We start from the raw sequence: 26,808 nt of genomic DNA, 5'->3' as shown, positions 1-26,808 counted from the left end.
GGGAATCCCACAGTGCCACCCCGACCGGCGCCGCGGCAGCGGGCACGACGGGCTGTCCCCGCCCGCACCGCCCCCGGCCCCGGGCGGCCCCGGTGCCCCGCGATCGTCCGCAGGGCGCCGGGGCCGCCGTGCTCAGCGGCCGGGCGTCAGCCGAGGGCGAGGGCGCTCAGGCGGTCGGAGGCGCCGTTGAAGAGGTGCCGAGGTCGGCCTCGTCCCCGGGGCGTGCGGTAGTAGCGGATGCCGGTCACCGCGTAGATGGCGAGGATGACGATCAGAGCAACGCGTTCCATGGCGTGCTCCGGTTGTGCGGGGATGGGCGGACGGCTGGTGGGGGCCGGATGGCGTAGGTGTGGAGTCCGGTGAGCGTGCCGGTGGGGGTGAACCCGGCCTTGGCGAGGACGCGGCCCGAGGCGGGGTTGTCCGGGTGATGCTTGGCGCGGACCTCGGGCAATCCGAGGTGCCCGAACGCCAGGGCGAGGATCTTGCGGACTCCCTCGGTGGCGTATCCCCGCCCCCAAGCGTCCGCGCGCAGGATGTAGCTGATCGCGGCGACGGGCCGGTCAAGGTGGAGCTTGAGGACTCCGACGAGGTCACCGTCCACGACGAGTCCGAGCACGTAGAGCGTGCGCGGCGACTGTGCTGCGGAAGCGGCGGCGCTGCGGGCGTAGTAGCGGGCTTCGCCAGCATCCATCGGGGCCCGGCCCAGATGCTTGGTCGACTCCGCGCTGTAGATCCGCAGAACGGCCTCGGCGTCGCCGGGGGCCAGCTCCCGCAGCTCGATCACACGTCCACCGCTTCGATGAGCTTCACGAGTTCTGCGGCGGTGGGCCGGTCGTCGGGTGCGGCCAGCAGGACGTAGCGCAGCCGGGCCTGGAGGGCGGGCCAGGGCATCGCGGTGGCGATCGGGACGGCGCGGTGGGCGATGGCCTTGCGGATCTCCTCCAGCGGCGCTTCCTTCTTCAGGCCGGCCCGCTCGTAGTCCAGGGGCCACGCGCCGGTGACGCAGGTCCACAGGGTTCCGGCGAGGGCGTAGACGTCGGCTGTCCGGGTCGTGTCGACGGGTTGGGGTCCGTCGATGATCCGGGCGGCCAGCTCGGGTGCGGTGAGGTGGATCATCGTGCCCTCGAACGCCGTCCACGGGGTGCTGCCGATCCTGCGGGACCAGGCGAAGTCGATGAGGCGCGCCGTTCCGTCCTTGCCGTGGATGCCGTGGGCGGGCTGGAGGTCACCGTGGACCCACCCCTCTGCGTGGAGATCGGCCACGGCGCGGCACAGTCCCGTCACAGCGCTCAGGGCGTCCTCGCGCCCGCCGTCGCCCTTGCGTACGGGTCGGAAGACGTCCCACGTGGACGGCCCGGACAGCCACGGGGTGACGTACCAGACACCAGTGGCAAGCCGGCCGACATCCACGGAGTAGCCGGGGAGCTGTTCCAGCACGGAGGCTTCGCGCGCGGTGATCTCGGCTGCCTCGCCTGTGCCGAGCTTGATGCTTGCCGAGCCCAGCGGACCGGTTGCCTTCCACACCGTCGAGCCCCGCCGGCTGCTGACCTCCTCCAGCTTCAGAGGGCCGCAGATGCTCTCGGCAGCCTTCAGCGCGTCACCGGCATCGGACGCGAACTCGCCCATTCTCGAACTGCCTTCCACTCGCAAGGGATGTGCTCGAACACGTCCCGGCCGTCATCGGCCGACACGGCCAGCGCCGACGCAAGATCGGGCGTGTCCTTCAGGAACTTCGGGTCCAGTGGGCGGACGCCCACCCGCACCGGGAGGAACGAGAAGGGCGGCGGCGGGATGTTCTCCCCGCGTCGGCCCAGCTCGACAGCACCCCTGGGGAACTTGCCGAACATGACCCCGACCGGCGCATAGAGGTTCTTCAACGCCCAGTGCGGCCAGGCCAGCAACTCGCGGTGGTCCGCGCCTTCGCAGCGCCCGACCAGCACCACGTTCTCGCACACGAGAAGTCCGTTCGGCCGCGCCATCAGCGGGCGAACCCATTCGGCGGCCTGGACCCCGGCATGGAACAACTCGGCTTCCACGGCGTACCGGTGGCTGCCCGGGGTGATCTCGTACACGGTCCACCCGGTCATGCCGCGTCTCGTGGACGGGCGCAGGAACGGGCAGTGCTGGTACAAGCCGGCGAGGTAGTTGTTCACGTCCACGCTGACGGGGTTCTCCGTCCGAGCCTCGGTGAGGCGGAGCGCCCCGGCGGTGGGCCGGGACGCTCCGTCGATCGGCGCGATGATCACAGGTAGGACGCCGCGGGGACCACGTCGCCGTCGCCGTCGCCCGGGGCGGGCGAGCAGTCCCACTCGGCGAAGACCTCGCCCGTGTCGCGGTAGCGGGCCAGAGCCCCGGTGTTGACCCTGCCGTTGGCGTCGGTGAACCAGATCTCCGGCAGGGAACCGTACGCCTCCTCGTACGCGCTCACCCAGGCGATGTGGCCGCTGCCCGCGCTCTCGACGTGGGCCAACTTGCGGCCGGCGTGCCGGAGGGTGAACGCCTCGTGCGCGGCCGGGTCCGCGACGAGCGAGTGCCACGTGGCGTCGATCGCGGTGGAGAACATCTCCGGCGCGCTCTGGCCCGCGTCGATCCGGCGCGCGGCGATTGTGAAGAACTTGCCCAGTTCGTCCAGCTCGACGCCGGGCTTGATGGTGGCGGTGCTCACATGCCTCTCCCATCGGGTTGGCTCTGTCCGCCCGGGTGTGGGCGAACAGTCGTGCGGGGTGATGCAGGCCCAGCCCGTCAGACTCTTCGTCGGGCCGGGAGCTTGTGGGCGCCCGAGGGGCGCGGGTTGCGCCTAGAAGCGGCCGCAGGCGATGAGTGCCGTCGCCAGCGCTATCAGCGTGAGCAGCGAGAGGGTGTAGGCGACGGCGGCCGGCACGGGGGTCGGGACTCCGCGAGCTGCCCGCTCAGCGGTCTCGAGGTAGCCGTCCGGCCGGTCCCCGGCGAACCCCTCACCGGTGACCCGGACGGGCAGCGGCGTGCTCAATCCGCGGCCTCCGAGTCCTCCAGCGGGACCATCTCCGGGTAGGGGTCACTGGAGCCGTCCCGGTTGACCCAGGCGTGAGCGCCTCCCGGTACTCACGCTTGGTCTTGGGGGGTGCGTCTCACCATCGGTCTCTCCTCCGTCGCCGTGGCGGTGGGGGTGCGTAATAGACCGTAGGGAGTCCGTCACAGGCAGTGCCACGAAGTTGCACGCGGTTGCACAGGTTCACCCGAGGGCGCTGCGTGCCTTGGCGATTCGCCTTCGAGCTTCGGCTCCGTGAACTGCGATCCTGGCCAGTTCGGCGAAGGCGCGGAGGTAGGTGCGGATCTCGCCGGGAGCCGTGACGTTGATCTCCGCCGTCAGCGTCTCGACCGCCACGAGGCTCTCGTCGAAGACGTAGAACGCTTCGAGTGGCCAAACGGTTCGGCGGGCCCGGAACGGGATGACGCCGACAGAGACGTTCGGGAGGGAGGCGATCACCAGCAGGTGGTCGAGCTGACCCGCAAGTGCTTCGTCGTCACACACGCCGTAGTAGAGAACGGCCTCTTCCAGGACGAGGGCGAACTGATGGCCGGCATCGTTCAGGACACGGGATCGCTTGAGCCGGGCCTTCACCGCATCCTCCACGTCGTCCGGGGTGCCCTGGAAGGTCGTGATCGAGCGGAGGAGCCCGGTTGCGTACGGGGCCGTCTGCGTCATCCCAGGCATGACGTTGGAGGCGTACACCTTGAACTTTCGTGTCCGCTGGTAGAGCGGCAGGGTCTTCTGGTGCACCCGTTTCATGCCGTCACGGTGGAGGTCTCGCCACTGTGTGTACATCGACTCGGCGGTGCGCGACGCCGCGACCAGATCCGACGCCTTCTCCGCAGACCCACAGGCCGTGCACCAAGCACGGATGTCGCTGTCGGAGGGCACCGTCAGACCACGGGCGATGCGGGACGACTTGGACTTGTGCCACCCACACCGTACGGCCAGTTCAAGCCCTGAAAGCCCGGCGTCACGCCGGATCTGGTCGAGCTGATCGGCGAGCGCCTTCCGTGCGGCTTGGGCACTGGAGAGGGGAGACGAGGACATGGACCGGCCGCCTGTGGTGGCTACTCGGCGATGCTGTAAGCCTCGTGAGGGATGGCACGCTCCCACACAGCGTCGAAGGCTGCCGCGCAGAGCCGGGCCACATCGGGATCTTCACTCTGATCCGTGTGCACCCATCGGCCCTCGCCGTCAAAGATGTTGAACTGGACGATCCTGCCGTCGAACAACCAGAAGTCGTTTCCGGGAAGAAGAAGGTCGGAGGCATTCCGGCGAGGCAGCCACCGCACTTCCTCGCCACCGGCCACGTTGGTGAAGGTGAACGAGTGCTCGTACTGGATGTACTCGCTCGCCGGCTCCGAGATGACTCTGGCTCGCTTCACGGAGACGCCACTGGCGGTCACCTCCTGAACGAGGTCGAGCCACGGCCTCCACCAGGACGAGCGGTCGGCAGGATCAAGTCGGTGGCCGGCCTTCCAGGCCCGGAAGCCTTCATCCTCGTTGCCGACCGAGTAGACATCGCGCAGTTCCAGATGGACCGCGGACTTCCGCGCAGCCCTCAAGAGGTCAGCGAAGCTGTTCAAGCTCTGCGACATCCAACGCCTCCTTGAGCGCCTTAGCCATCCGGGCAGGGATGCGGACCACGGTCTCATGATCCGGGATCGGACCGTCAGCCAGGCAATCGGCCGTCGTTGCCTCGTCGATCTTCCACCCCTGGATGACGAAGTCGCGGGTGTCCGGGTCCACCCACACAGTGGGAGACCCGTGATCCCCCGACTTCTCGTCCTTCGCAACGAACCGTAGTGCCATCTGATCCTCCCGTGTCGAGCCGGTTGCGCTCAGTTGCAGACCTGAGCCGATGCCCATACTCCGCCTTGGAGGCTCGCCCTGTCAGGAGTTTCCATTTCTGGCGAACTACCAGGTTTGAGGCAGCGGAACGTCCAGTCCCGAGGAGGGGGCAAGGCTTGGCGCGGCGAAGTCGCCGTCGTTGAGGACGACGTCGAAGCGGTGGTCGGGCCAGGCACCGATCCCCCCACCCCGCCAACCCTCTGCCCAACGGCCGATGTCGTTGAACCCCCGCCGCTGCCGTTGGTGGAACGGCAGCGGCGGGGGACGGTCCCGGCCGCTCACGGCGAGCGGCCGGGACCGGCGGGCCGGGGGGTGCTCAGCCGAGGGCGAGGGCGCTCAGGCGGTCGGAGGCGCCGTTGAAGAGGTTCTGGTCGCCGGGGAAGGTGCCGGAGTCGGCGTACTGCCAGAAGGTCTGGTAGCCCCAGCCGTTCGGGAGGGTGCCGGGGCTGCTGGAGTAGCGGGCGATCCAGAGCGGGTTGGTCGAGCCGAAGCTGCCGTCGTTCCCGGTGCACTGGGACCACCAGTTGGTGGTGGTGTAGATCGTGGGATAGCGGCCGGTGAGGTTGTGCACGGTGTTGCTGAAGTCGCGGATCCAGTTGACCATGCCCCACTGGCTCAGGCCGTAGCAGGTCGCGCCGTAGGGGTTGTACTCGATGTCGAGCGCGGGCGGCAGGGTCTGGCCGTCGGCGGACCAGCCGCCGCCGTGGCTGACGAAGTAGTTGGCCTGGGTGGCGCCGGAGGAGCTGTTCGGCAGCGCGAAGTGGTAGGCGCCGCGGATCATGCCCGCGTTGTAGGAGCCGTTGTACTGCTGGGCGAAGTACGGGTTGGTGTAGCCGGTGCCCTCGGTGGCCTTGACGTAGGCGAACTGGGCGCCGTTGGCGGCCGCGGTGCTCCAGTCGACGTTGCCCTGGTAGCTGGCGACGTCCATGCCGGGGGTCTGGGTGACGGCCAGCGAGGCGTACGGCGCCGCGCCGCGGCCCTCGTGGGCGGCGACGGTGGAGCCGGCGAAGTCGCGCTCGGGGTGGAAGCCGGGCCGGCCCTCGACGACGGGGGCGGCGGAGTCGGCCGTGGTCGGCTCGGCCGCGTACGCGGTGGCGGCGAGGCCGGTGACCAGGGCGGTGGCGGCGGCGAGGGCGGCGAGGACGGGCAGTCGGCGGCGGCCGGCCGGTCTCGGCGCGGGGGCGGCGGTGCGGGCGGAGCGGGAAGAGCGGGTCATGAGCACTCCTCTGTTCCGGTGCGTTGGCCCAAGGGGCCTGCTGGTGCCGGGAGTTGATCCGGCAGGGGAGCACCCTAGCCATGTACCCGCCAGTGCCGCCAGATATCCTCGGCCACTTCTTGAACGGACGTCACGCGGCAGCGGCCGCCCCCGGCCGGCGCGGGCGGTGCCCGCCGGGGGCGGCCCGGCTGGGCGTTCGTGCTGGTCCCCGGCCCGGGGGGCCGCCCGGGGGCTGTGGCACGATGCCCGGACCGGCCGCCGCCCGGCGCGGCCGGTGCCGCCGTAGGACGAAGGGATTCGCCATGTCCGAGACCACCGCCGGTTCCGCCGGCTTCACCGGGGAGCCGACTCTCCGGACCGCCACGCTCGCCGACGTCCCGGCCTTGGTGACGCTCGTCGAGTCCGCCTACCGGGGCGAGGCCAGCCGGGCCGGCTGGACCACCGAGGCCGACCTGCTGGACGGGCAGCGCACCGACCCGGACAGCGTGGCCGCGGCCGTCCAGGACCGGGAGGGGGTGGTGCTGGTGGCCGAGCGCGACGGCGAGCTGATCGCCTGCTGCCAGCTCGAACGGCGGGCGGACAGCGCCTACTTCGGCATGTTCTCGGTGCGCCCGACGCTGCAGGGCGGCGGCATCGGCCGGGTCGTGCTGGCCGAGGCGGAGCGGGTGGCCCGTGAGGAGTGGGGCGTGCGGGTGCTGGAGATGAAGGTGGTGGAGCAGCGCGCCGACCTGATCGCCTGGTACGAGCGGCGCGGCTACCGCCGGACCGGGGTGTACAGCCCGTTCCCGTACGGCGACGAGCGCTTCGGCCTGCCGCGCCGGGCGGACCTCCGGTTCGAGCAGTTGACGAAGGAGCTCGGAGCGCTCTGAGGGGCGGGCGGGAGGCGAGTGATCGGACGTCCGAACGTTGATCATTTGACGTTTCGTCGGGAGCTGATTTGACGTCAACCCGCTGACCAGGGGCGATGCGGAGATGTCACACCGAATTCATGATTGGTCTAGGCCAATGTGAGAGGCTGAGGGCGAACGGCCACGTTCCGTCCCATGCCCAGGGGGGCCATTTCCGCATGCCCGTACTCCATGGCACCGCCATGCCCGCACCCGGCACCGGCCCGCACCGCCCGGCCGCCGCCGACCCCGACCACCGCCTGCCCCGCCCACCCGACGACGAGGAGCTGTACTGGTACTTCGGCCCGCAGCGCCGCTGGGTGCTGCTCTGCGCCACCCTCTCCTACGCCGGCGCCACCGCCACACTCGGCCTGTTCGCCCTCAGCACCCCGCTGCTCTGGCCGTTCCTGCTCCTCACCCTGCTCAACGCGGCCACCTGGCTGCTCTCCGTCGCGGACGGGCAGCGCGCCCGCCGCTACACCCGCGACTCCCACGACCTGCTGCTGCGTGCCTGGAACCCCGAGCGCCACCCCAGCGTCGACCTGCTGCTGCCCACCGCCGGCGAACCCCTCGCCGTCCTCGACAACGCCTACCGGCACACCGCCGCCGTCCGCTGGCCCGGCGAACTCACCGTCCTCGTCCTCGACGACGCCGACCGCCCCGAAGTCCGCGAACTCGCCGAGTCCTACGGCTTCCGGTACCGCGCCCGCCCCGACCGCGGCCGCTTCAAGAAGGCCGGCAACCTCAACCACGGCCTCGCCGAGGGCGACGGCGAGATCATCGCCGTCCTCGACGCCGACTTCTGCCCCCGCCCCGACTTCCTGCACCACCTGGTGCCCTACCTCGACAACCCCGAGGTCGGCATCGTGCAGAGCCCGCAGTGCTTCGACACGGACGCCGACATGTCCTGGCTCGAACGCGCCGCCGGAGCCACCCAGGAGATCTTCTACCGCTGGATCCAGCCCTCCCGGGACGCCCAGGACGGCACCGTCTGCTGTGGCACCAACGCCCTCTACCGCCGCGCGGCACTGCGGCGCGTGGGCGGGTTCGCCGAGATCGACCACAGCGAGGACCTGTACACCGGACTCGCCCTCGCCCGCGCCGGATGGACCACCCGGTACGTGCCCGCGCTCGTCGCCAAGGGCATGTCGCCCACCGGCCTGCCCGCCTTCATCAGCCAGCAGTACCGCTGGTGCCTCGGCTCGCTCGCGCTCGTCGGCGACCCCGACTTCCGGCGCGGCCCGCTGCCCCGCTCCGCCCGGCTCTGCTTCTGGAACGGCATCCTCGGTTACGTCACCAGCGCGGTCAACGTCTTCGCCGTGCCGCTGCCCGCCCTGATCATGCTGTACTTCCGGCCCGAACAGATCCAGCCCTGGCAGGTCCTGCCGTTCCTGCCGCCCATCTGGGTCGCCCTCGTGCTGCTGCCCGCGATGTCCCGCACCCGCTGGCGCTTCGAGGTCACCCGCGTCCAACTCCTCGGCGGGCTCTGCCACATCGTCGCCATCGCGCACGCGCTGCGCCGCCGCTCCGCCGACTGGGTGCCCACCGGCGCCGTCTCCGGCGGCAGTTCCCTCGCCCGCACCGTCGCCCGGACCGGCGTCGGCTGGCTCGGGCTCGTGGTCGTGGCCGGCGCCGCCGGACTCGCCCAGGCCGCGCTGCGGTACGGCTGGCAGCCCTACTGGGCGCTCACCGCGCTGCTCGCCCTCACCGCCTACACGATGGTCCCGCTGATCCGGGCCCTGTGGCCGCTGCTACGGGGGACGGACGGCGGCAAGGGCGCCGCAGTCGGCGAGGTCGCCCCGCCCGCCCGCGGCCGCTCCGACCTCGGATTCGGACAGGCCGAAGCCGTCGCCGTCACCGCCGCACTGCTGCTGTGCGGGCTGCTCGCCTCCGGGTGGGCCGACCCACTGCTGTTCTGACGGTCCCGCCCGGCCCCGCCCGGCCCCGCCCGGCCCCGTCCGAACCCGTCCCGAACCCTTCCCCAGCCGTTTCCTTGCGCGTCGCCCCACCGGCGCGGACTCCGCCGCCCGGCCGCCCCATCGGCCCGGCGGGCCAGACCACCGACTCCGCCCTGCCAGCCCTGCAAGGAGCACCGCCGTGCCAACGGCCGTACCACCGCCTTCTTCCAGCCACTCCGCAGCCGCCACCGCAGCCGCCACCGCAGCCTCCGCCTCCGTCGAACTGCCCGGCCTCGTCCGGGTGTCGCGGCCCGCCGAGGTCGCCACCGTCACGGCGGAGGCACCCCGGCGCATCGCCTTCCGGCCCGACATCGAAGGCCTGCGCGGCGTCGCCGTCCTGGCCGTCCTCGCCTTCCACGCGGCCGTCCCCGGCCCGACCGGCGGCTACGTCGGCGTCGACATCTTCTTCGTCATCTCCGGCTTCCTGATCACCGGCCTGCTCGTCGGCCGCCCGATCGGCCTGGGGGACTTCGCCGCCCGCCGCGCCCGCCGCATCCTGCCTGCCGCCGCCACCGTCCTCGTCGCCACCGCCGCCGCCGGCGGAGCCCTGCTCGACCCGCTGCGCGGCACCGACCTCGCCCGCGACCTCATCGCCGCCGCCGGCCAGTTCGCCAACTGGCGCTTCGTCGGCCAGCAGACCGACTACCTCGCCGCCGAACGCGACCCCAGCCCGCTCCAGCACTTCTGGTCCCTCGGCGTGGAGAACCAGTTCTACCTGCTCTGGGGCGTCCTGCTGCTCGGCCTCGCCCGGTACCTGCACGGACGCCGCCGCACCGCCGCGATCACCCTCGCCACCCTCGGCGTCGGCGCCGCCTCGCTGCTGCTCTGCCTGCGCTGGACGGCCACCTCCGCGCCGCTCGCCTACTTCTCCACCGCCAGCCGGCTCTGGGAGTTCGCCGCCGGCGCCTGCGCGGCCCTGGCCGGGCGGGCCCTCGCCGCCCGCGACGCCACACCCGCCCTGCGCCCGCTCGGCTGGCTCGGGCTCGCCGCTCTGGCCGGCCCGGTCTTCCTCTACGACCGCACCACCCCCTTCCCCGGCGCCGCCGCGCTGCCGCCCGTCCTCGGCACCGCCGCCCTGCTGCTCGCCGGCGCCACCCCGCGCCCGCTCGGCGCCGCCGACGCCGGCCGGCTCCTCGCCACCCGACCGCTGCGCGCCGCCGGCCGCCTCTCCTACGCCTGGTACCTGTGGCACTGGCCCGTCCTCACCATCGCCCAGGCCCGCTACGGCGCCCTGAGCTGGCCCGTCCTCCTCGCTCTCACCGCCGCCGGCGCGCTGCCCGCCTGGCTCACCCTGCGGCTCGTCGAACAGCCCCTGCGGTACGGCAGCAGCCCGGCACCCCGGCGCGGCCTCGCGGTCGGCGCCAGCGCCCTGGTCATCCCGCTGATCGCCGCCCTCACCCTCGGCGGCGGCACCGTCCGCGCCCTCGGCACGGCCGCCGCGGGCGAGGTGGCCGCGCCCGCCGGAGCCGTCGACGGGCCCGCCCTGCTCCCGCCCGGCACCCGGCTCGCCGCCCTCACCCCCTCGCTGGCCCGCGCCCGCGAGGACTTCCCGCCCGGCAAGGGCTGCGAGATCGCCCTCAACGCCGACCGCAGCCCCCGCTGCCTCTTCGGCGACGAGCACAACCCCGACCGGCTCGTCCTGCTCGGCGACTCGCACGCCGGGCAGTGGATCTCCTCCGCCCTGAAACTGGCCGAACAGCGGCACTGGGCGCTGGAAGTGCTGGTCAAGCCCGGCTGCCCGCTCGCCACCCTCACCGTGCGCAACAACGTCCTCGGCCGCACCTTCGAGGAGTGCGACCGCTGGCGGGAGAACACCCTCACCCGGCTCGCCGACGAACCCAAGCCGCGCCTGGTCCTGATGGCCGGACTCAACCGCTACGGCAGCCAGGACGAGCGCACCCAGGGCTGGACCCGCACCCTGGACCGGCTCGCCGCGCTCGGCGCCCCGCTCGCCTACCTCGGTGACACCCCGATGCCCGGCAAGGACATCCCGACCTGCCTCGCCGCCTCGGACGGCCGCTCCGACGCCTGCTTCTTCCCGCGCGACACCGCCTTCGAACGTGACCCGATGCTCGACGGCGGCCTCGCCGTGCGCTACGGCGTCCGGACCCTGGACCTCGGGCCGTTGCTCTGCCCCGGCACCGGGCCGTCCTGCCCGGCCGTCCTGGAGGGCGTCGTGCTGTACCGCGACACCGGGCACATCACCGACACCCTGGCCCGGGTGCTGGCACCCCGGCTCGACAAGGGCCTCCTCGGCGCGGCCTGAGCCGCCGGAAGCCCCCGGGGAGCGGGACGGGCCGCGGCACGCGCCGCGGCCCGTCCCGTACGCTGCGCACCATGGTTCGGTTCAAGGTGGCAGCGGACGGTCCGGGCGCGTTGACCGTCCGGTTCGAACCCCTCGCCTGGGAGGTGGTGATCGAGCCGGGCGACCACATCGTCGTCGAATGGCCGGAGCGCCGGCCCGGCCCCGCCGGCACGGGCACGTTCTGCCATGAGCCGGGTCTACTGACGATCCTGGAGCCGCACTTCCTGCCGGGGCGGAACTGGGCCCGGGTCTGGGACTCGAACGGCGAGGAGATCACGTACTGACTCCCGCCCCTGCCCGTCAGATGCAGGGCGTGCAGCGCCAGGCCGTCGTGCCCGGCGCGAACGCCCAGGTGGCGGCGCAGCGGGCGCTCCAGACCAGTTCGACGTCCACACCGCCGACCGGCACGCTCGCCACACTCGTGGCGTCCGGGTCGGGGGCCGCCGCCGTCAGCCGTAGACGCTGCGGCACAGCCGGGCCTGCTCGGAGCCGGGGGCCCAGCGGGCGGTGCGTTCGGCCTGGTCGCAGACGTTCCGCGGCCCCAGGGAGGGCGGGGCCGGGGCGGCGGCGGGGGTCGCGGCCGCGCGGGGGGAGGCGGCCGGGTGCGCGGAGTGGCTCGGCTTCGGGCGCGGGGCCGTCACCGGGTGCTGCGGGTCGGCCGACTGCTCGGCCTCGCCGGTGGCGCCCAGGCCGGTCTCCGGGGTGGGCGGCGGCAGCGGGGAGGGGGCGGGCGTGGCAGGCGTGGCGGGCGTGGCGGGCGGCGGCCCGGCCGAGGGGGAGGCCGGGCCGGAGGGCAGCGCCACCAGCCGGGAGTCGTCGCCCGCACCCGGCCCGCCGCAGGTCGCCAGCACGGCTGCCAGCACCGCGCCCGTGCCGACCGCCGCCAGCACCCAGGCCGCCCGGGCCCGGTCCGAACGGCGCGGCGCGGGCGCCGGGGCGGCCGGCGGCGCGCCCGGCGGGGGCGGAGCGGGCACCGGGGGCGGCTGCCAGGCGTTCGCCGGCCACTGCCACGGCTGCGCCTCCGAGGGCCGCCCGGTCACGTCCTGGTCCTCGTCATGTCCTCGTCCTCCAGCCGCCGAGCCCCCGCCGTACCTTTCCGTGCTCAACGAGCGGGCGGACGCGGGGACATGACCCGGAAGAGGGGTCTGGACGGGCGCGGGTTGCCACCGGACCACATGCTGGGGGGCATGGAGAACGACAGCACGTCCGCGCACCTGGTCGAGGTGGCCGAGTTCCGCACCGACAGCCGCTACCGGCTGGTCCACTTCGAGGGGCAGGGGTGGGAGCCGCTGGGCCCCGAGGAGTTCGAGCCCCGCGTCCACCAGCTCTTCCCCGACCTCGACCCGCACGACCCGGTCCGCGTCCACTGGGTCGACCACCCCTGGGAGTGGCCCGCCTGGCACCCCGGTGAGGCCTGACCCGCCGTTCGTTACGCTGTCCGGGTGAGCGTGGATCACTTCTGGCGCCGACTGCCCGGGCAGACCGTGGACGCCTGCTCGCCGCAGGAACTCGGCGAGCTGGTGCCCCGGCACCGCGACGTCCGGTACGACCGGCTGGCCGCCGCCGGACTCGCCCTCGGCGTGCGCCGCACCGCCCTGCTGATGGAACTCGCGCTCACCGAGAACGGCCTGCACCCCGACCCGGCCGCCCGGCTGCCCGTCTACGGCGGCCCGCCCCGACCGGACGGCACCGCCGCGCAGGGCGCGCCGCTCGTCCTGCGCCCCGAGCAGGTCGCGGCCGCGTCCGCGTTCCTGCGCGGCTCCGCGCTCGGCGAACTCGTCCGCCAGCAGGCCGCCGTGCTCGCCCGTACGGTCGCCACCCAGGGTTTCCCCACGCCGTGGTCCGAGGTGTGGGCCGCCCGCATCGTCGCCGACCTACGCGACCTGCGGGACTTCTTCGCCGACGCGGCCGCCGCGGGCGACGCCGTGCTCGTCGGCGACGCGGAACGGACCGACCGGACCACGAACGGGGGGCTTTCATGAACCAGCCTGCGGGAACGACCGGTTACGGACCGGCGGCCGAGCGGCTCGCCGAACAGTACGAGAGCGTCGACTACGCCGACGTCCACCGCGAACTGCGGCCCCACTACCCGCCGCCGCCCGCCGCCGTCCTCGACGTCGGCGCCGGCACCGGGCGCGACGCCGCCGCGCTCGCCCGCCTCGGCCACCGGGTGACCGCCGCCGAGCCGACCCCCGAATTCCTCGCCATCGGCGAGCGGTTGCACGCCGGCACCGGCATCCGCTGGGTGCCCGACGCCCTGCCCGCGCTGCCGCTGCTCCGCGCCGAGGCCGCGCGCTACGACCTCGTCCTGCTCACCGCCGTCTGGATGCACCTCGCCCCGGACGAACGCCCGGTCGCCATGGACGCGCTCGCCGCCCTGCTCGCCCCCGGCGGCCGGCTCTCCCTCACCCTGCGCCACGGGCCCGTCCCCGCCGACCGCCGGATGTACGAGGCCACCGCCGAGGAGGCGATCGAGCTCGGGGAGGCACGCGGCCTGCGGCTGCGCCACCACGCCGAGCGGGCCGACCTGCACGGGCGGACGGACGTGCACTGGTCGCTGCTGCTGCTCGAACGGGCCGGCTGACGGGCGGGGCAGGGGCGGACGGGAGGCGGAACCGGGCGGTGGCCCGGTGGCGTCGCTCCCCAGCGACCCACCACCCCCACGCGCAGCGAGGAACCGCATGACCGACACCGCCACCCGCTACCTCTACCTGGCCCGGCACGGCGAGGCGGCCCCGGACGGCCGGCTCACCGCCAACGGGCGCCGCCAGGCCGTCCTGCTGGGCCGCCGGCTCGCCGACCGGCCGATCACCGCCGTCCACCACGGGCCGCTGCCGCGCGCCGCGCAGACCGCCGGGCTCGTCGCCGAACAGCTCGGCGGCATCCGGCCGGTGGTCTGCGAGGAGGCCGGCGACTACGTCCCCCACGTGCCCGAGCGCGGTGAACTGCCGGAGGACAGCGCGGAGTTCCTGCTCGACTTCCTGTCCCGCACCTCGGCCGCGGAACGCGACCAGGGCCAGGAGCTCGCCCGGCGGGCCGTCGCGCGCTTCACCGGGCCGGTGCCGGACGGCGCGGACCGGCACGAACTGGTCGTCACCCACGCCTTCCTGATCGGCTGGCTGGTCCGGCAGGCCATGGATGCCCCGCCGTGGCGCTGGCTCGGCCTCAACCCCGGCAACACCGCGCTCACCGTGCTGCGCTACGCTCCCGGCCGGCCGCCGTCCGTGCTGCTCTTCAACGACCTCCGACACCTGCCGGAGGAGCTGTGCTGGACCGGCTTCCCGCCCCAACTCAAGGTCTGACATCGTCGAACTCGCCTGCCGAGAAGGATCGTTGATCCATCGACAGGAATATGTCGACCGGTCTATGGTTTCCCGCATGGGATCCAAGGGGGAGGAGACCCGGGCCCGGCTGATCGCCGGAACCCGGGCGCTGATCGAGACCCAGGGCTACCACGGCACCGGGCTCAGCCGGATCGTGGCCGAGACCGGCACGCCGCGCGGCTCGATCTACTTCCACTTCCCGGAAGGCAAGGACCAGCTGGTCGCCGCCGCGCTCGGCCAGGCCGGGCGCGAGGTCGAGGAGCTGCTGGCCGCCCTCGCCGCCCGCGGCGAGGGCCCGGCCGCCCTCGTCGGCCGGCTCGCCGAGGTGTTCACCGAACGGCTGGCGCGCTCCGACTACGCCAGGGGCTGCCCGATCGCCACCGTCGCGCTGGAGGTGACGGGCACCAACGAGCCGCTACGGGAGGTGTGTTCAGCGGTGTACCGGAGCTGGCAGCGGGTGCTGGCCGGGCGGCTCGAAGCCGCCGGGCAGCACCCCGACCGGGCCGAGGCCGCCGCCGGCCAGGCACTCGCCCTGATCGAGGGCGCGGCCCTGCTCGCGGCGGTGCGGCGCAGCCGCGAACCCCTGGAACAGGCGCGCACGGCCGCCCTGCGGCTGATCGGCGCGCAGTAGCCGCCGCCGTCCGGGCCCCGAGGGCCGGTGACGGCCCTTCCGCATGCCCGTAAGGAGTCGGTAACCTCCGCGCGCCAGAACAGAGTTGTTGCAGACCGGAATCCAGATTACGGAGTGTCCGCCATGTCACCCACCCTGCCGCCCCGTGTGCTGATCCTCGGCTCCACCGGCTTCATCGGCCGCTGGCTGGCCCTCGAACTCCTCACCCAGGGCGTGCCGGTGGCCGCCGCCGTCCGCGGCATCGGGGCCGCCGCCTGGCTGCGCAGATGGCTGCGCGACCACGGGGCCGACAGCGCCGAACTCACCACCGTCGCCGCCGACCTCACCCGCCCCGTACTCGGCCTCTCGCCCGCGGACGACGCCCGGCTCGGCGAGGTCCGGGACGTGTACAACCTCGCCGCCCGCTACCGCTTCGGCCTCACCCGGGCCGAGGCCGAGCCGGTCAACCTGTACGGTGCGCTCAACGTCCTGCAGTGGGCGGCGGGCCGGCCGATGCTGCGGCGGATGGTCCACGTCTCCGGGTACCGCACCGGCAACGAGACCGAGCCGCGCTACCCGCTCGACCAGCCGGCCGTCGAGGCGCTGTACCGCGGCCTCGACGGGTACCTGGCCTCCAAGCGGCTCGGCGACGCCGCCGTCCGGGTCACCGCCCCCGGGCTCGGGGTGCCGCTCACCACCGTCAACCCGGCCAGCGTCATCGGGAACTCGCGCACCGGCGAGGCCGGGCAGCACATCGGCCTCGCCGAGATGGTCCGCCACCTGTACACCGGGCGGCTGGCGCTGCTGCCCAGCAGCAAGCGGACCTTCGTGCCGGTCGTGACGGTCGACCACCTGGCCCGGTTCCTGGCCGCCGTCCCCGAGCTCGACCGGGCGCCCGTGCAGACGCACACGGTGCTCGACTCCAGCACCCCGTTCCTTCCGGAGCTGATCGGGATGCTCGCCACCCACCTCGGCGTGCGCCCGCCGCGGGCCACCGTCCCGCCCGCACTGGTGCGCAGGCTCCCGCGCGTGCTGACCGGGAGCGCGCCGAGGAGCTTCGCGTTCCTGTCGGAGGAGCAGTACGACACGGCCTCCGCCGACCACCTGGCTGCCACCGCCGGCCTGACCCACCCGCCCGTGCTGCCCGCGCTCCAGCGCTGGGCGACGCGGCTGGTGGCGGACGGCTTCGCCGGCGCGGGCGGGGCGGTGGTGGCGCAGGGGAGCCCGGCGTAGCCGGGGCGGGGACTTCCGTCGCCGCCGGTCGAGCGGGCGTGGATGTCGGCCCCGGGGAGGGGCCGCGCACGAGGCGGCGCCGGCAGGGGCCGCCGGCGGGCCGATCCGCCGTCTGGGCTGACAGCACCGCCCGCCGCCGCTCCGCCGGTCGCATACTGACGGCATGACGAGCCGAGACGGTCAGCCGGGCCGGCGCGAGCTGCTGCGGGCGGGTGCGGCGGCGGTGCTGCTGGGGGCGACGGGGTGCGCGAGCGGGGCTGCCCGCCGCACGGGCAGGGCGACGGCCGCAGCGGGGGCGGCGTCCACCGGTTCGCCGGCCGCCGCGACCCCGGCGCCGCCCGGGAGCCCGTCCGCGACCCCGTCCGCGCTGCCGCGCCCGCCGCTGTGGCAGCCCGGCCCCGGTGAGCTGCAGCCGGACGTGAAGCGCCGCGCCGTCGAACTGGTGGCCGCGCTGGGCGGGTGGCCGCCGGGCGGGCAGGGGGCCGAGGCGGCGCGGGCCCGGGTGGCGGCGCTGGGCCTGCCGCCCGCCCTGGCGGACCGGGCCGGCCCGCTGGCCCCGGCGGCGCCGGAGGCGAGCCTGGAGGTGATCGCCGCCCAGTACGGCGGTCTGCTCGCCGACTCGGCCAGTGTGCTGGTGGTGTGCCGCCAGTGGCGCCGGCAGGCGGACGGCTCGGTGGCCGAGGGCGGCACCACGGTGGACGTCCGGCTGAGCCGGGCCGAGCCGCGCTGGACGGTCACCGACCTGCGTCCCGGTGACCCGGGCCAGGCCGCCGCCTCGCCGGCCCCGGCGGTGGCCCGGGTGCTGGCCGAGCCGCGGATCGAGCTGCCGCCCGAGGCGGCCGCCGATCTGCGCAGCGGCACCGTCCACGACAGCGTGCTGGAGGCGATGCTGCGGCTGGCCGGCCCGTACACGCTGTCGGTGAGCGTGGTGCGGACCGGCCACCCGTTGGACGTGTTCGGGACGACCCGGCCCAGCGACCATCCGCTGGGCCGGGCCTTCGACGTGTGGCGGATCGACGGCCGGGCCGTGGTGGATCCGGCGACGCCCCGTCAGCTGGTCGAGTCCTTCATGCGGGACGCGGCGGCCGCCGGCTCGTACAACGTGGGCGGGCCGGTGGCGATCGCGGGGGCGGGCAACCAGTTCTTCACCGACGACACCCACCACGACCACGTCCACATCGGGTTCAACGCCTAGCGAGCAGACGCTAGTTGACGCTGACCGCGCTCCACGCCGCGGCGATCGCGCTGTATTCGGTGCTGCCCGCGCCGTACAGGTCCCGAGCGGCGTTGAGGGAGGCCGCGCGGGCGCCCTTGTAGGTCGTCGTGGACGTCATGTAGACGGTCAGCGCGCGGTACCAGATCTTGGCGACCTTCTGGTTGCCGATGCCGGTGACCGTGGAGTTGTTGCAGGTCGGGCTGTTGTACGTGACGCCGTTGATCGTCTTGCCGCCGCTGCCCTCGCTGGCCAGGTAGAACCAGTGGTTGCCGACGCCCGAGGAGTAGTGCACGTTGAGCTTGCCGACCGAACTGCTCCAGCAGTCCGCCGACTTGCCGTCCAGCGAGGGCTTGTCGAAGCGGCGCAGCCACGGCGGGGTGGACTGGTCGCTGAACAGGTAGTCGCCGGTGTCGAGGCTGTTGTTGGCGTACCACTCCACCATGGTGCCGAAGATGTCGCTGGTGGACTCGTTGAGGCCGCCGGACTCGCCGCTGTAGCGGAGGTTGGCGGTGGCGCTGGTGACGCCGTGGGTCATCTCGTGGCCCATGGTGTCGAGGTCGACCTGTTCCGGGTCGGTGGTGCCGTTGCCGTCGCCGGTCATCATGCAGAAGCAGGCGTCGGACCACTGGGCGTTGTCCCAGTCGGTGCCGACGTGGACGAAGACGGTGGCGCCGCGGCCGTCGTTCTTGATGCCGTTGCGGCCGTGCACGTTCTTGTAGTAGTCGTACGTCCAGGCGGTGTTGGCGTGGGCGTCGACGGCGGCGGTGGAGCGGTCGGCGGAGAACTTCTTGCCGTCGCCCCAGATGTTGGTGGCGCTGCTGAAGGCGACGCCGGAGCCGGCGTTGAGCGAGCTGGCGCTGACGTTGCGGGCGTCCTTGGTGACGTGGCCGCGGATCGGGTCGGTGAGGGTGTAGCCGCCGCCGGCCTGGGCGGTGGTGTCGACGGCCACGGTGCCGGTGTACTCGGAGTTGCCGGTGCCGGAGGCCTCGTGCTCGGCGTCATAGGCCTCGATCTGCTCGCCGGTGGCGGCGTCGGTGACGACGATCCGGCCGGCCGGCTGGCCGTGCTCGCCGGTGCCCTCGACGGTGGTGCGCCAGGCCAGGCGCGGGGTGCCGTCGGCGGCCCAGACGACCAGTTCGGGGGTGCTGGTGGCGTCCTTGACGCCGGGTGCGGCGGCGAGCGCGTTCTGCGCGGGCAGCTTGGGGACGGTGGACTTGACGGCCGCGTCGTGGGCGGCGGCGCGCGAGGAGTCCTTGAGCCTGCCGCGGGCGTCCTGGTGGACGACCAGGTCGCCGCCGACGACCGGCAGGCCCTGGTAGGTGCGGTCGAAGCGGACGTGCGAGGTGCCGTCCTGGTCGAGCACGACGTCCTTGAGGACGAGGTCCTGGCCGGTGCCGTAGCCGAACATTCCCGAGTTCCGGGCGACGTTGGCGCGGGCCTGGGCGATGGCGGCCGCGCGCGCGTCGGGGGCGGCGGAGGCGGTGGTGGCGGGGACGGTCGCGGCGGCCAGGGCCGCGACGACGGCTATCGCGCCCGCTGCGAGGGCACGACGGGAGGAGGTGCTGGGGGACACGCTGGCTCCTGTGGGGGTGGGGGCAGGGAAAAGAGCTGGACCGAGATTGACGGCGGGCAGTCATGGTCAGCTAGAGGGAAGGTCATATCTTTGCCAAGTTGTGTCCTGTGCAAATCAAAATGACCGGACGTCAATCCGCGCCCTACGCTGTCGCCGTGACGCACCCTGAGCTGGCCGGCGTGCTGGTCACCCACCACCTGGAGGAGCTGCCGGAGAGCACCACCCACGCCCTGCTGCTGCGCGGCGGGGAGTGCGTGGCCGCCGGGCCGGTGGAGCGGGTGATGGCCACCGCGCTGATCAGCGAGACCTTCGGCCACCCGATCCGGATCACCCGCCACGAGGGGCGCTGGACGGCCCGGGCCGCCACCCGCAGGGCACCGGAACGGTAACGGCCGGGGGGTGGGTGTGGAAGGTAAAGCATTCCTACGTAAGGTATGCCTTAGCTAATGAGGAGGCTCCGGTTCCGGCCGGTGCTTTACCCCACCTTGGCACCCCCATGCCCTTTTCCGTTGGAGCACGTATGTCCGCCCGCCGCCGTTCCACCGCAGCCGCGCTGCTCGCCCTCGCCGTGGCCACCGCCGCCCTGGCCGGCTGCGCCTCCAAGAAGGACGACAAGGCCGGCGGCGACGCGGACGCGGTCAAGGTGAACGCCACCGACAGCGCGTGCGAGGTCTCCAGGGCCACCTTCCCGGCCGGGCACGTCGTGCTGGAGATCAGCAACAAGGGCTCCAAGACCACCGAGGTCTACGTCTACGGCGAGGGCGACAAGATCGTCACCGAGCGCGAGAACATCGGCCCCGGCACCAAGGCCAGCATCAACGCCGAGATCAAGGCCGGCTCGTACGAGATCGCCTGCAAGCCCGGCATGGTCGGCGACGGCATCCGCCAGAAGATCACCGTCACCGGCGGCGAGAGCGGCAGCACCGCCCCGGCCGACCCGCGCCTGGCCGCCGCCGTCGACGCCTACCGGAAGTACGCGCAGGAACAGGCCGACGCCACCATCCCGGCCGTCGAGGCCTTCGCCGGCGCCGTCAAGGCCGGCGACGTCGAGAAGGCCAGGTCGCTGTACGCGCCCTCGCGCACCGGCTGGGAGCGCACCGAGCCCGTCGCCGAGAGCTTCGGCGACGTCGACCCGAAGACCGACACCCGCGAGGACAAGGTCGAGCAGGGCAAGAAGTGGACCGGCTGGCACCGGCTGGAGAAGGCGCTCTGGGCCGACGCGAAGATCGGCGACGAGGAGAAGACCCTCGCCGACCAGCTGGTCGCCGACCTGAAGGACTGGCAGAAGAAGATCCCCTCCGCCGAGATCACCGCCACCAGCATGGCCAACGGCGCCAAGGAGCTCCTGGACGAGGTCGCCACCAACAAGATCACCGGCGAGGAGGACCGCTACAGCCACACCGACCTGGCCGACTTCCAGGCCAACGTCGAGGGCGCGCAGAAGGCCTACGAGCTGCTGAAGCCCGTCGCCGCCGAGAAGGACCCGGAACTGTCCAGGACCCTGGACTCCGAGTTCACCGCGATCAACACCCTGCTGGCCAAGTACAAGCAGGCGGACGGCACCTTCACCTCCTACGACAAGGTCACCGAGGCCGAGCGCAAGACCTTCTCCGACGCGGTCAACTCGCTGGGCGAGCCGCTGTCGAAGCTGGCCGCCGCCGTCGTCGTGAAGTAGCCGGCCCCACCTCGTCGCCGCCCGGCCGCCTCCATGGCGGGGCGGCGACACCACCAGCAGCACCAGCAACGAGCAGTTCAGTACGAGGAAGGGCCCGGCCGCCGATGGACGCCGAGAACCAGCAGCAGAACGAGACGCCGGCCGGCACCGACGCCACCGCCACCGCCACCGGCACCGACGCCACCGCCACCGCCGCGCCCCGCAGCGTCGTCAGCCGCCGCTCCGTGATCGGCTGGGCCGGCGCGGGCGTCGCGCTCGGCGCCGCCGCGGTCGGCTCGGTGGCCGCCGCCACCCGGCAGGACGACGACCCGGCCCCCGCCGCGGCCGCGCCGACCGCCGCCGAGGTGCCGTTCTACGGCGACCACCAGGCCGGCATCGCCACGCCCGTCCAGGACCGCCTGCACTTCGCCGCCTTCGACGTCTCCGAGCGCGCCACCCGGGAATCCCTGGTCAAGATGCTCAAGGAGTGGACGAAGGCCGCCGCCGCGATGACCGGCGGCCGCGAGGTCGGCACCGGCGCCGCCACCGGCCTGCCCGAGGCGCCGCCGGACGACACCGGCGAGGCGCTCGGCCTGCCCGCCTCCCGGCTCACCCTCACCATCGGCTTCGGGCCCAGCCTGTTCGAGAAGTCCGGCCCGGATGGGCAATCAGTCGACCGCTTCGGCCTCAAGGCCAAGCGGCCCGAGGCACTGATCGACCTGCCCGGCTTCAAGGGCGACAAGCTCGACCCGCTGCGCAGCGGCGGCGACATCTGCGTCCAGGCCTGCGCCGACGACCCGCAGGTCGCCGTGCACGCGATCCGCAACCTGGCCCGGATCGGCATGGGCACCGTCAGCATCCGCTGGTCGCAGCTCGGCTTCGGCAAGACCTCCTCCACCACCCCGGACGCGCAGACCCCGCGCAACCTGCTCGGCTTCAAGGACGGCACCCACAACATCGCGGGCACCGACACCGACAAGCTGGCCGAGCACGTCTGGGCCGCCCCCGGCGACGGCGCCGACTGGATGACCGGCGGCTCCTACCTCGTCGCCCGGCGCATCCGGATGCACATCGAGACCTGGGACCGCACCTCGCTCAAGGAGCAGGAGGACGTCTTCGGCCGCACCAAGGGCGAGGGCGCCCCGTACGGCAAGGCCAAGGAGCACGACGCCCCCGACCTGAAGGCGATGCCCGCCGACTCGCACGTCGCCCTCGCCCACCCGGACGCCAACGGCGGCCTGATGATCCTGCGCCGCGGCTTCTCCTTCACCGACGGCACGGACGGCCTCGGCCGCCTCGACGCCGGCCTGTTCTTCCTCGCCTACCAACGCGACAGCCGCAAGGCCTTCGTGCCGCTGCAGCAGCGGCTCGCGGGCAGCGACAAGCTCAACGAGTACATCCAGCACGTCGGCTCCGCCCACTTCGCCTGCCCGGCGGGCGTGCGCAAGCCGGGGGAGTGGTGGGGCCAGGCCCTCTTCGGCTGACCCCGGACCCCCCACACCCCCACCACCCCGAGGAGTCAGCCGTGTTCGGCAACTACCTGATCGGCCTGCGCGAAGGCCTCGAAGCCAGCCTGGTCGTCTGCATCCTGATCGCCTACCTGGTCAAGACCGGCCGCCGGGACAAGCTGCCGCCGGTGTGGACCGGCGTCCTGACGGCCGTGGTGCTGAGCATGGCCTTCGGCGCCGTGCTGCAGTTCGGCTCCTCGCAGCTCACCTTCGAGGCCCAGGAGGCGCTCGGCGGCTCGCTGTCGATCGTCTCGGTCGGCCTGGTGACCTGGATGGTGTTCTGGATGCGGCGCACCGCGCGGCACCTGAAGACCGAACTGCACGGCAAGCTGGACGCGGCGATCGCGATGGGCACCACGGCCCTGGTGGTCACCGCCTTCCTGGCGGTCGGCCGCGAGGGCCTGGAGACGGCGCTGTTCATCTGGACGGCCGTGCAGGCGACGGAGGACGGCTGGAACCCGCTGGTCGGCGCCGCGCTCGGGCTGCTCACCTCGGTGGTGCTCGGCTGGCTGTTCTACCGCGGCGCGCTGAAGATCAACCTGGCCAGGTTCTTCACCTGGACCGGCGCGATGCTGGTCGTGGTGGCCGCCGGCGTGCTCGCCTACGGCGTGCACGACCTGCAGGAGGCCGGCTGGCTGCCGGGCCTGCACGACGTCGCCTTCGACATCTCCAGCACCATCCCCAAGGACAGCTGGTACGGCACCCTGCTGAAGGGCGTGTTCAACTTCCAGCCGGACCCGACCGTGCTGCAGCTGGCGGTCTGGCTGCTCTACCTGGTGCCGACGCTGGCCGTCTTCTTCAACGTCCTCGGCGGCGGCAAGGCCAAGCCCACCGGGCCGGTGGCCGCCAAGCCCGCCGCCTGACACGGTGGTTCACCCCCGCGCCCCGCCCGGCACCAGCCGGGCGGGGCGCCGCCGTGTGCGGCGGTCCTAATGCCTGAGGAAGAACACGACGATGACGAACAGCGCGATGCCGGCCACGATGAACGGGCCCGGCGCCAGGCGCTGGGAGAACCCGAACGCCCCGTGTTCCCCGGCCAGATGGGACTCGGCGTCGTCGCGCGCGCTCCAGGACACCCGCCGCTGGTAGCCGCAGCTCTCGCACTCCACGTAGCGCTGGTCGTTGCCGCGCGAGACGATGTTCGCCGTGCGGCGGTACCCGCGCGAGTCCGTGCCCGTGATCCGACTGGTGATCACCACCCACCCCCTTGGTCACTGACCGAGGACGCGCGGCAGCCCCGGGCGGTTGCGAACCGTCCCCGGAATCCCCGGAATCCCCGGAATCCCCGGAATCCCCGGGAACCGCCGGTCAGCGGCCGGCGAACAGCAGGATCAGCAGGGCGAGCACCAGGCAGCCGGTGCTGATCCACAGGCGGGCGGTGTACTCGGGCGTGCGCTCCTCGTCGAAGGCGCGCCCGGGGGCGCGGCTGTACGCGGAGTGGGCCGCCCCCAGGTGGTCGAAGGCCTTCTCCCGGGCGGCCCACACGGCGCGTTGACGGTGGCCGCAGCTGTCGCACTCCACCCACGTGGTCTCCCCGCGGTCCTCGGTGATCCGCACGCTGTGCCGGCGTCCTGCCCGGTCCGTCCCCGAGATCAGACGCTTGTCCATGACCCGTCCCCCTTCGCGTCGTGGGTCCGTGTGCCCTCCCGGTGCCGCGAGTAATCCGGGAGCGCGGTGTGTTCACCGGGCCGTGACGCGCGGGAGCCCCGTACGGTCCGGACCGTACGGGGCTCCCCGCTGCGCGGCGGGTGCTACTCGCTCTTGATGCTCTCCAGGATGTCCAGCCTGGACGCCCGGTGGGCCGGCCAGAGTGCGGCCAGCAGGCCGATCACGGCGGCCGCGAGCAGGAAGCCGAGGGTCTGCACCGGGGGCACCACGGTGGTGAGGCCCTTGAAGGAGTCCCGCAGCGTCTGCAGGCCCGCCCAGGCGACCAGGATGCCGAGGCCGACCCCGACCAGGCCGCCGAACAGCGCGATCAGCAGCGACTCCAGCCGGACCATCCGGCGGATGCCGAGCCGGTCCAGGCCGATCGCCCGCAGCATGCCGATCTCCCGGCGGCGCTCGAACACCGACATGGCCATGGTGTTGACCACACCGAGTACCGCGATGACCACGGACATGCCGAGCAGCCCGTACATCATGTTCAGGATGTTGGTGACCATCGAGCGGCTCTCGGCCTTGACGTCCTTCTCACCCTTGACGGAGATCAGCGGGTTGCCGCCGGTCGCGTCGCGCAGCGCCTGCTTCAGCCCGGCGGTCGCGCCGTCGGTGCCCTTGACCAGGACCTTGTCCAGCCCGCTGCCGGGCGCGGTGTGCGGGCCGGCCAGGGCGTCCGGGACGAGGACGTTGCCGAGCACGGTGTCCTCGGCGAGGATGCCGCCGACCGTGAGCGAGCCCTTGGCGCCGTCCGGGTAGGTGACGGCGAGCGTCTGGCCGAGCCGGTAGCCGTCGTGCTCGACGGCGTACGGGCCGACCAGCAGCTTGCCCTGCTTGAGCGCGTCGGCCGCGCCCTCCTTGACGGGGAGCGTGTACAGCCGGTCGATGGTCGCGCCGTCGACCGAGGTCATCCACTCGTTGTCCTCGCCGCTGTCCGCGGTCCTCACCGGGACGTTGCGCACCACGCTGGTCGCGCTGACGCCGGGCGCCTTGGCGATCTTGGGGGCGAGCTCGGCGGAGAGCATCGAGCCGTTCTGCATCGCGACCGTGTAGTCGGCCCGGAGGTCCGTCGCGGTCGCCTTGTCCAGGGCCTGGTTCACCGAGGCGCCGATGACCGTCAGCGAGGTGATCAGGGTGACGCCGATGGTCAGCGCGGAGGCCGTGGCGGCGGTGCGGCGCGGGTTGCGCACCGCATTCTCCTTCGCCAGCTTGCCCGGCGTGCCGTACAGGGCGCGCAGCAGCGGGGCGATCAGCGCGATCAGCGGCCGGGACAGCAGCGGGGTGAGGACGAACACGCCGATCAGCAGCGCGCCCGCGCCGAGGCCGACCAGCTTGACCTCCTTGCCGCCCACGCCGGCCGCCAGCGCGCCCGCACCGGCCAGCGAGAACAGCAGGCCGATGGTGTTGCGGACCAGCAGGCCCTTCTGGGTGGCGGGCTGCTCGGCCGAGCTCATCGCGGCGACCGGGGCGATCCGGGAGGCGCGGCGGGCGGGCAGCCAGGCGGCCAGCACCGTCACCAGCACGCCGACCGCGATCGCGGCGACGACGGTGGCCGGCGCGACGACCAGCGGGCCGTCCGGGAGGTTGGCCTCCATCGGGCCGTTGAGCAGCGCCTTGAGCCCGATGGCGATCCCGATGCCGGCCACCAGACCGGCCACCGAGGCGGTCAGGCCGACCAGCAGCGCCTCGACCAGCACCGAGCGGGTGATCTGGCGGCGGGTGGCGCCGACCGCCCGCAGCAGGGCCAGCTCCTTGGTGCGCTGGGCGACCAGCATCGAGAAGGTGTTGGCGATGATGAAGATCCCGACGAACAGCGCGATGCCCGCGAAGCCCAGCAGGAAGGTGGTGAGGAACCTGGTGCCCTGCTGGATCATCCGCTCCTGCTCGGCGGCGAGCTCGCGGCCGGTCCGGGCCTCGATGTCGTCGCCCCGCGGGACGGCCTGCTCGACGGCGGTGAGCAGCGCGGCGTCGTCGGTGCCCGGCTTGGCCTTGACGTCCAGCTCGGCGAACCGGCCCGGGCTCAGGTAGAGCTGCTGGGCGGTGGCGGTGTCGAACGCGGCCAGCGAGCCGCCGGCCTGCACCCGCGGGTCGTTGGTGTGCAGGGTGCCGGTGAGCCTGAGCTCCATCACCGGGCCGTTGACGGCGACCCGGACGGTGTCGCCGACCTTGAAGCCGCCCTTGTCGGCGGTCCTGGTGTCGAGCGCGATCTCGCCCGCGTTCTGCGGGCCGCGGCCCTCGACCAGCGGGTAGCGCGGGTCGGTGCCGTCCGCGCCCGGCACGTAGTTGGTGCCGGTGGTGGAGAAGCCGTTGCCGATCAGCGCGCCCTTGCGGTCGGCGATCCCGGCGAAGCCGCTGACCACGCCGCGCACTTCGGCGGCGCCGGGCAGCGCGGCGACCTTGGTCCGGGTCTCCTCGGTGAGGTGCGGGCTGGCGTCGGCCCGGGCGCCGTGGTCGTAGCCGCGGCCGACGGCCCCGTGGTCGCTGACCGTGACGGCGATGTCGGTGTAGCTCTTGGAGTTCTGGGTCCTGAGCGCGTTGCCGAAGGTGTCGGAGAAGACGAGCGTGCCGGCCACGAAGGCGGTGCCGAGCAGGACGGCGAGCGTCGTCATCAGGAGTCGGCCCTTGTGGGCCAGGACGTTGCGCAGTGCGGTGCGGAACATGGGGGAGTGTCAGTCCTGGGGTAGTTCGGGTGCGGGCTGCGAACGGGCCTAGCTGGTGCGGCCCTTGGCGTCGAAGCGGCGCATGCGGTCCAGGACGGTGTCGGCGGTGGGGTTGAGGAGTTCGTCGACGATGCGGCCGTCGGCG

General features: G+C 73.1%; 31 protein-coding genes and 1 pseudogene. 15 read left to right on the top strand and 17 right to left on the bottom strand.

Annotated elements, in window-relative coordinates; genetic code table 11:
* Positions 1-146: 146 nt before the first annotated feature.
* The 10 genes from ACPC54_RS38005 to ACPC54_RS37960 form a co-directional block, all read right to left on the bottom strand.
* Positions 147-290 (bottom strand): hypothetical protein, encoded by a 144-nt coding sequence (locus ACPC54_RS38005; RefSeq protein ID WP_498971586.1) that lies wholly within the window; start codon positions 288-290, stop codon positions 147-149.
* Positions 272-784, bottom strand: coding sequence for a GNAT family N-acetyltransferase (locus ACPC54_RS38000; RefSeq protein ID WP_498971584.1), 513 nt, complete (start codon positions 782-784; stop codon positions 272-274). The genes ACPC54_RS38005 and ACPC54_RS38000 overlap by 19 nt, the downstream gene beginning before the upstream one ends.
* Positions 781-1,626 (bottom strand): protein kinase domain-containing protein, encoded by an 846-nt coding sequence (locus ACPC54_RS37995; RefSeq protein ID WP_498971582.1) that lies wholly within the window; start codon positions 1,624-1,626, stop codon positions 781-783. Before ACPC54_RS37995 ends, ACPC54_RS38000 begins: the two co-directional genes overlap by 4 nt.
* Positions 1,590-2,159: a hypothetical protein gene (locus ACPC54_RS37990; RefSeq protein ID WP_498971580.1), complete on the bottom strand. Its 570-nt coding sequence runs from the start codon at positions 2,157-2,159 to the stop codon at positions 1,590-1,592. The genes ACPC54_RS37995 and ACPC54_RS37990 overlap by 37 nt, the downstream gene beginning before the upstream one ends.
* 83 nt (positions 2,160-2,242) lie before the next feature.
* Complete coding sequence (locus ACPC54_RS37985; protein ID WP_498971578.1) at positions 2,243-2,665, bottom strand: hypothetical protein; 423 nt, start codon at positions 2,663-2,665, stop codon at positions 2,243-2,245.
* 132 nt (positions 2,666-2,797) lie between these two features.
* A complete protein-coding gene (locus tag ACPC54_RS37980; protein WP_498971576.1) occupies positions 2,798-2,989 on the bottom strand; it encodes a hypothetical protein in 192 nt (63 codons plus the stop codon).
* A gap of 222 nt (positions 2,990-3,211) precedes the next feature.
* The gene (locus ACPC54_RS37975; protein ID WP_498971574.1) at positions 3,212-4,060 is read right to left on the bottom strand and encodes a helix-turn-helix domain-containing protein; all 849 of its coding nucleotides are present in this window, start codon (positions 4,058-4,060) and stop codon (positions 3,212-3,214) included.
* Positions 4,061-4,080: 20 nt separating this feature from the next.
* The gene (locus ACPC54_RS37970) at positions 4,081-4,611 is read right to left on the bottom strand and encodes a DUF6879 family protein (RefSeq protein WP_498971573.1); all 531 of its coding nucleotides are present in this window, start codon (positions 4,609-4,611) and stop codon (positions 4,081-4,083) included.
* Entirely contained in the window at positions 4,583-4,762 is a 180-nt protein-coding gene (locus ACPC54_RS37965) for a hypothetical protein (protein WP_498971571.1), read from the bottom strand. The genes ACPC54_RS37970 and ACPC54_RS37965 overlap by 29 nt, the downstream gene beginning before the upstream one ends.
* Before the next feature lie 418 nt (positions 4,763-5,180).
* Positions 5,181-6,080 carry a lysozyme gene (locus ACPC54_RS37960; RefSeq protein ID WP_498971569.1) on the bottom strand — a complete coding sequence of 300 codons (900 nt, stop codon included), beginning with the start codon at positions 6,078-6,080 and terminating at the stop codon, positions 5,181-5,183.
* A 302-nt stretch (positions 6,081-6,382) separates the two neighbouring features.
* Here ACPC54_RS37960 and ACPC54_RS37955 point away from each other — a divergent pair, with 302 nt between their 5' ends.
* The 4 genes from ACPC54_RS37955 to ACPC54_RS37940 all read left to right on the top strand — a co-directional run bounded on the left by ACPC54_RS37955 (position 6,383) and on the right by ACPC54_RS37940 (position 11,514).
* Positions 6,383-6,949, top strand: a complete 567-nt coding sequence (locus ACPC54_RS37955) for a GNAT family N-acetyltransferase (protein WP_498971567.1) — start codon at positions 6,383-6,385, stop codon at positions 6,947-6,949.
* A gap of 221 nt (positions 6,950-7,170) precedes the next feature.
* Entirely contained in the window at positions 7,171-8,886 is a 1,716-nt protein-coding gene (locus tag ACPC54_RS37950; RefSeq protein ID WP_498971630.1) for a glycosyltransferase family 2 protein, read from the top strand.
* 178 nt (positions 8,887-9,064) lie between these two features.
* Positions 9,065-11,191, top strand: coding sequence for an acyltransferase family protein (locus ACPC54_RS37945; RefSeq protein ID WP_498971565.1), 2,127 nt, complete (start codon positions 9,065-9,067; stop codon positions 11,189-11,191).
* Positions 11,192-11,262: 71 nt separating this feature from the next.
* A complete protein-coding gene (locus tag ACPC54_RS37940; protein WP_498971563.1) occupies positions 11,263-11,514 on the top strand; it encodes a hypothetical protein in 252 nt (83 codons plus the stop codon).
* A 16-nt stretch (positions 11,515-11,530) separates the two neighbouring features.
* Here ACPC54_RS37940 and ACPC54_RS37935 read toward each other — a convergent pair whose 3' ends face one another.
* Together ACPC54_RS37935 and ACPC54_RS37930 are read right to left on the bottom strand one after the other, a co-directional pair.
* Entirely contained in the window at positions 11,531-11,701 is a 171-nt protein-coding gene (locus tag ACPC54_RS37935; protein ID WP_498971562.1) for a hypothetical protein, read from the bottom strand.
* Complete coding sequence (locus ACPC54_RS37930; protein ID WP_498971560.1) at positions 11,680-12,270, bottom strand: hypothetical protein; 591 nt, start codon at positions 12,268-12,270, stop codon at positions 11,680-11,682. The genes ACPC54_RS37935 and ACPC54_RS37930 overlap by 22 nt, the downstream gene beginning before the upstream one ends.
* 147 nt (positions 12,271-12,417) lie before the next feature.
* Between ACPC54_RS37930 and ACPC54_RS37925 the strand changes: the two genes are divergently transcribed.
* The 7 genes from ACPC54_RS37925 (at position 12,418) to ACPC54_RS37895 (ending at position 17,591) form a co-directional block, all read left to right on the top strand.
* Positions 12,418-12,648 carry a hypothetical protein gene (locus ACPC54_RS37925; RefSeq protein WP_498971558.1) on the top strand — a complete coding sequence of 77 codons (231 nt, stop codon included), beginning with the start codon at positions 12,418-12,420 and terminating at the stop codon, positions 12,646-12,648.
* 24 nt (positions 12,649-12,672) lie between these two features.
* Complete coding sequence (locus tag ACPC54_RS37920; protein ID WP_498971556.1) at positions 12,673-13,212, top strand: hypothetical protein; 540 nt, start codon at positions 12,673-12,675, stop codon at positions 13,210-13,212.
* Positions 13,209-13,814, top strand: a complete 606-nt coding sequence (locus ACPC54_RS37915; protein WP_498971554.1) for a class I SAM-dependent methyltransferase — start codon at positions 13,209-13,211, stop codon at positions 13,812-13,814. Before ACPC54_RS37920 ends, ACPC54_RS37915 begins: the two co-directional genes overlap by 4 nt.
* A 97-nt stretch (positions 13,815-13,911) precedes the next feature.
* Positions 13,912-14,532: a histidine phosphatase family protein gene (locus ACPC54_RS37910; RefSeq protein ID WP_498971552.1), complete on the top strand. Its 621-nt coding sequence runs from the start codon at positions 13,912-13,914 to the stop codon at positions 14,530-14,532.
* A gap of 76 nt (positions 14,533-14,608) precedes the next feature.
* On the top strand, positions 14,609-15,184 hold the full coding sequence (locus tag ACPC54_RS37905; protein ID WP_498971550.1) for a TetR/AcrR family transcriptional regulator: 576 nt from the start codon (positions 14,609-14,611) through the stop codon (positions 15,182-15,184).
* Between the two features lie 123 nt (positions 15,185-15,307).
* Positions 15,308-16,396: an SDR family oxidoreductase gene (locus tag ACPC54_RS37900; protein ID WP_498971548.1), complete on the top strand. Its 1,089-nt coding sequence runs from the start codon at positions 15,308-15,310 to the stop codon at positions 16,394-16,396.
* A 163-nt stretch (positions 16,397-16,559) separates the two neighbouring features.
* The gene (locus tag ACPC54_RS37895; protein WP_498971546.1) at positions 16,560-17,591 is read left to right on the top strand and encodes a hypothetical protein; all 1,032 of its coding nucleotides are present in this window, start codon (positions 16,560-16,562) and stop codon (positions 17,589-17,591) included.
* Positions 17,592-17,601: 10 nt separating this feature from the next.
* On the opposite strand, the gene ACPC54_RS37890 is transcribed toward ACPC54_RS37895, so the two are convergent.
* Positions 17,602-19,185 (bottom strand): M4 family metallopeptidase, encoded by a 1,584-nt coding sequence (locus ACPC54_RS37890; protein ID WP_498971544.1) that lies wholly within the window; start codon positions 19,183-19,185, stop codon positions 17,602-17,604.
* Positions 19,186-19,340: 155 nt separating this feature from the next.
* Between ACPC54_RS37890 and ACPC54_RS37885 the strand changes: the two genes are divergently transcribed.
* From ACPC54_RS37885 to efeU, 4 genes are all read left to right on the top strand, one after another.
* Positions 19,341-19,574 carry a hypothetical protein gene (locus ACPC54_RS37885; protein WP_498971542.1) on the top strand — a complete coding sequence of 78 codons (234 nt, stop codon included), beginning with the start codon at positions 19,341-19,343 and terminating at the stop codon, positions 19,572-19,574.
* 131 nt (positions 19,575-19,705) lie between these two features.
* Positions 19,706-20,860, top strand: coding sequence for an iron uptake system protein EfeO (efeO, locus tag ACPC54_RS37880; RefSeq protein ID WP_498971541.1), 1,155 nt, complete (start codon positions 19,706-19,708; stop codon positions 20,858-20,860).
* A 104-nt stretch (positions 20,861-20,964) separates the two neighbouring features.
* Entirely contained in the window at positions 20,965-22,323 is a 1,359-nt protein-coding gene (gene efeB, locus ACPC54_RS37875) for an iron uptake transporter deferrochelatase/peroxidase subunit (protein WP_498971539.1), read from the top strand.
* Positions 22,324-22,364: 41 nt separating this feature from the next.
* A complete protein-coding gene (gene efeU, locus ACPC54_RS37870; protein WP_498971536.1) occupies positions 22,365-23,210 on the top strand; it encodes an iron uptake transporter permease EfeU in 846 nt (281 codons plus the stop codon).
* Between the two features lie 66 nt (positions 23,211-23,276).
* Here efeU and ACPC54_RS37865 read toward each other — a convergent pair whose 3' ends face one another.
* From ACPC54_RS37865 to ACPC54_RS37850, 4 genes and pseudogenes are all read right to left on the bottom strand, one after another.
* On the bottom strand, positions 23,277-23,546 hold the full coding sequence (locus ACPC54_RS37865; RefSeq protein WP_498971535.1) for a hypothetical protein: 270 nt from the start codon (positions 23,544-23,546) through the stop codon (positions 23,277-23,279).
* A 109-nt stretch (positions 23,547-23,655) separates the two neighbouring features.
* Positions 23,656-23,955, bottom strand: a complete 300-nt coding sequence (locus ACPC54_RS37860) for a hypothetical protein (protein WP_498971533.1) — start codon at positions 23,953-23,955, stop codon at positions 23,656-23,658.
* Positions 23,956-24,098: 143 nt separating this feature from the next.
* Positions 24,099-26,663: an ABC transporter permease gene (locus ACPC54_RS37855; protein ID WP_498971531.1), complete on the bottom strand. Its 2,565-nt coding sequence runs from the start codon at positions 26,661-26,663 to the stop codon at positions 24,099-24,101.
* Between the two features lie 48 nt (positions 26,664-26,711).
* Positions 26,712-26,808 (bottom strand): annotated as a pseudogene (locus ACPC54_RS37850) (ABC transporter ATP-binding protein); the annotation flags it as partial.

This window comes from Kitasatospora sp. NPDC094028 (assembly GCF_049543595.1).
Classification (GTDB): Bacteria; Actinomycetota; Actinomycetes; order Streptomycetales; family Streptomycetaceae; genus Kitasatospora.
The sequence above is the reverse complement of the archived record's forward strand: the minus strand, read 5'-3'. Positions and strand labels throughout refer to the sequence as shown.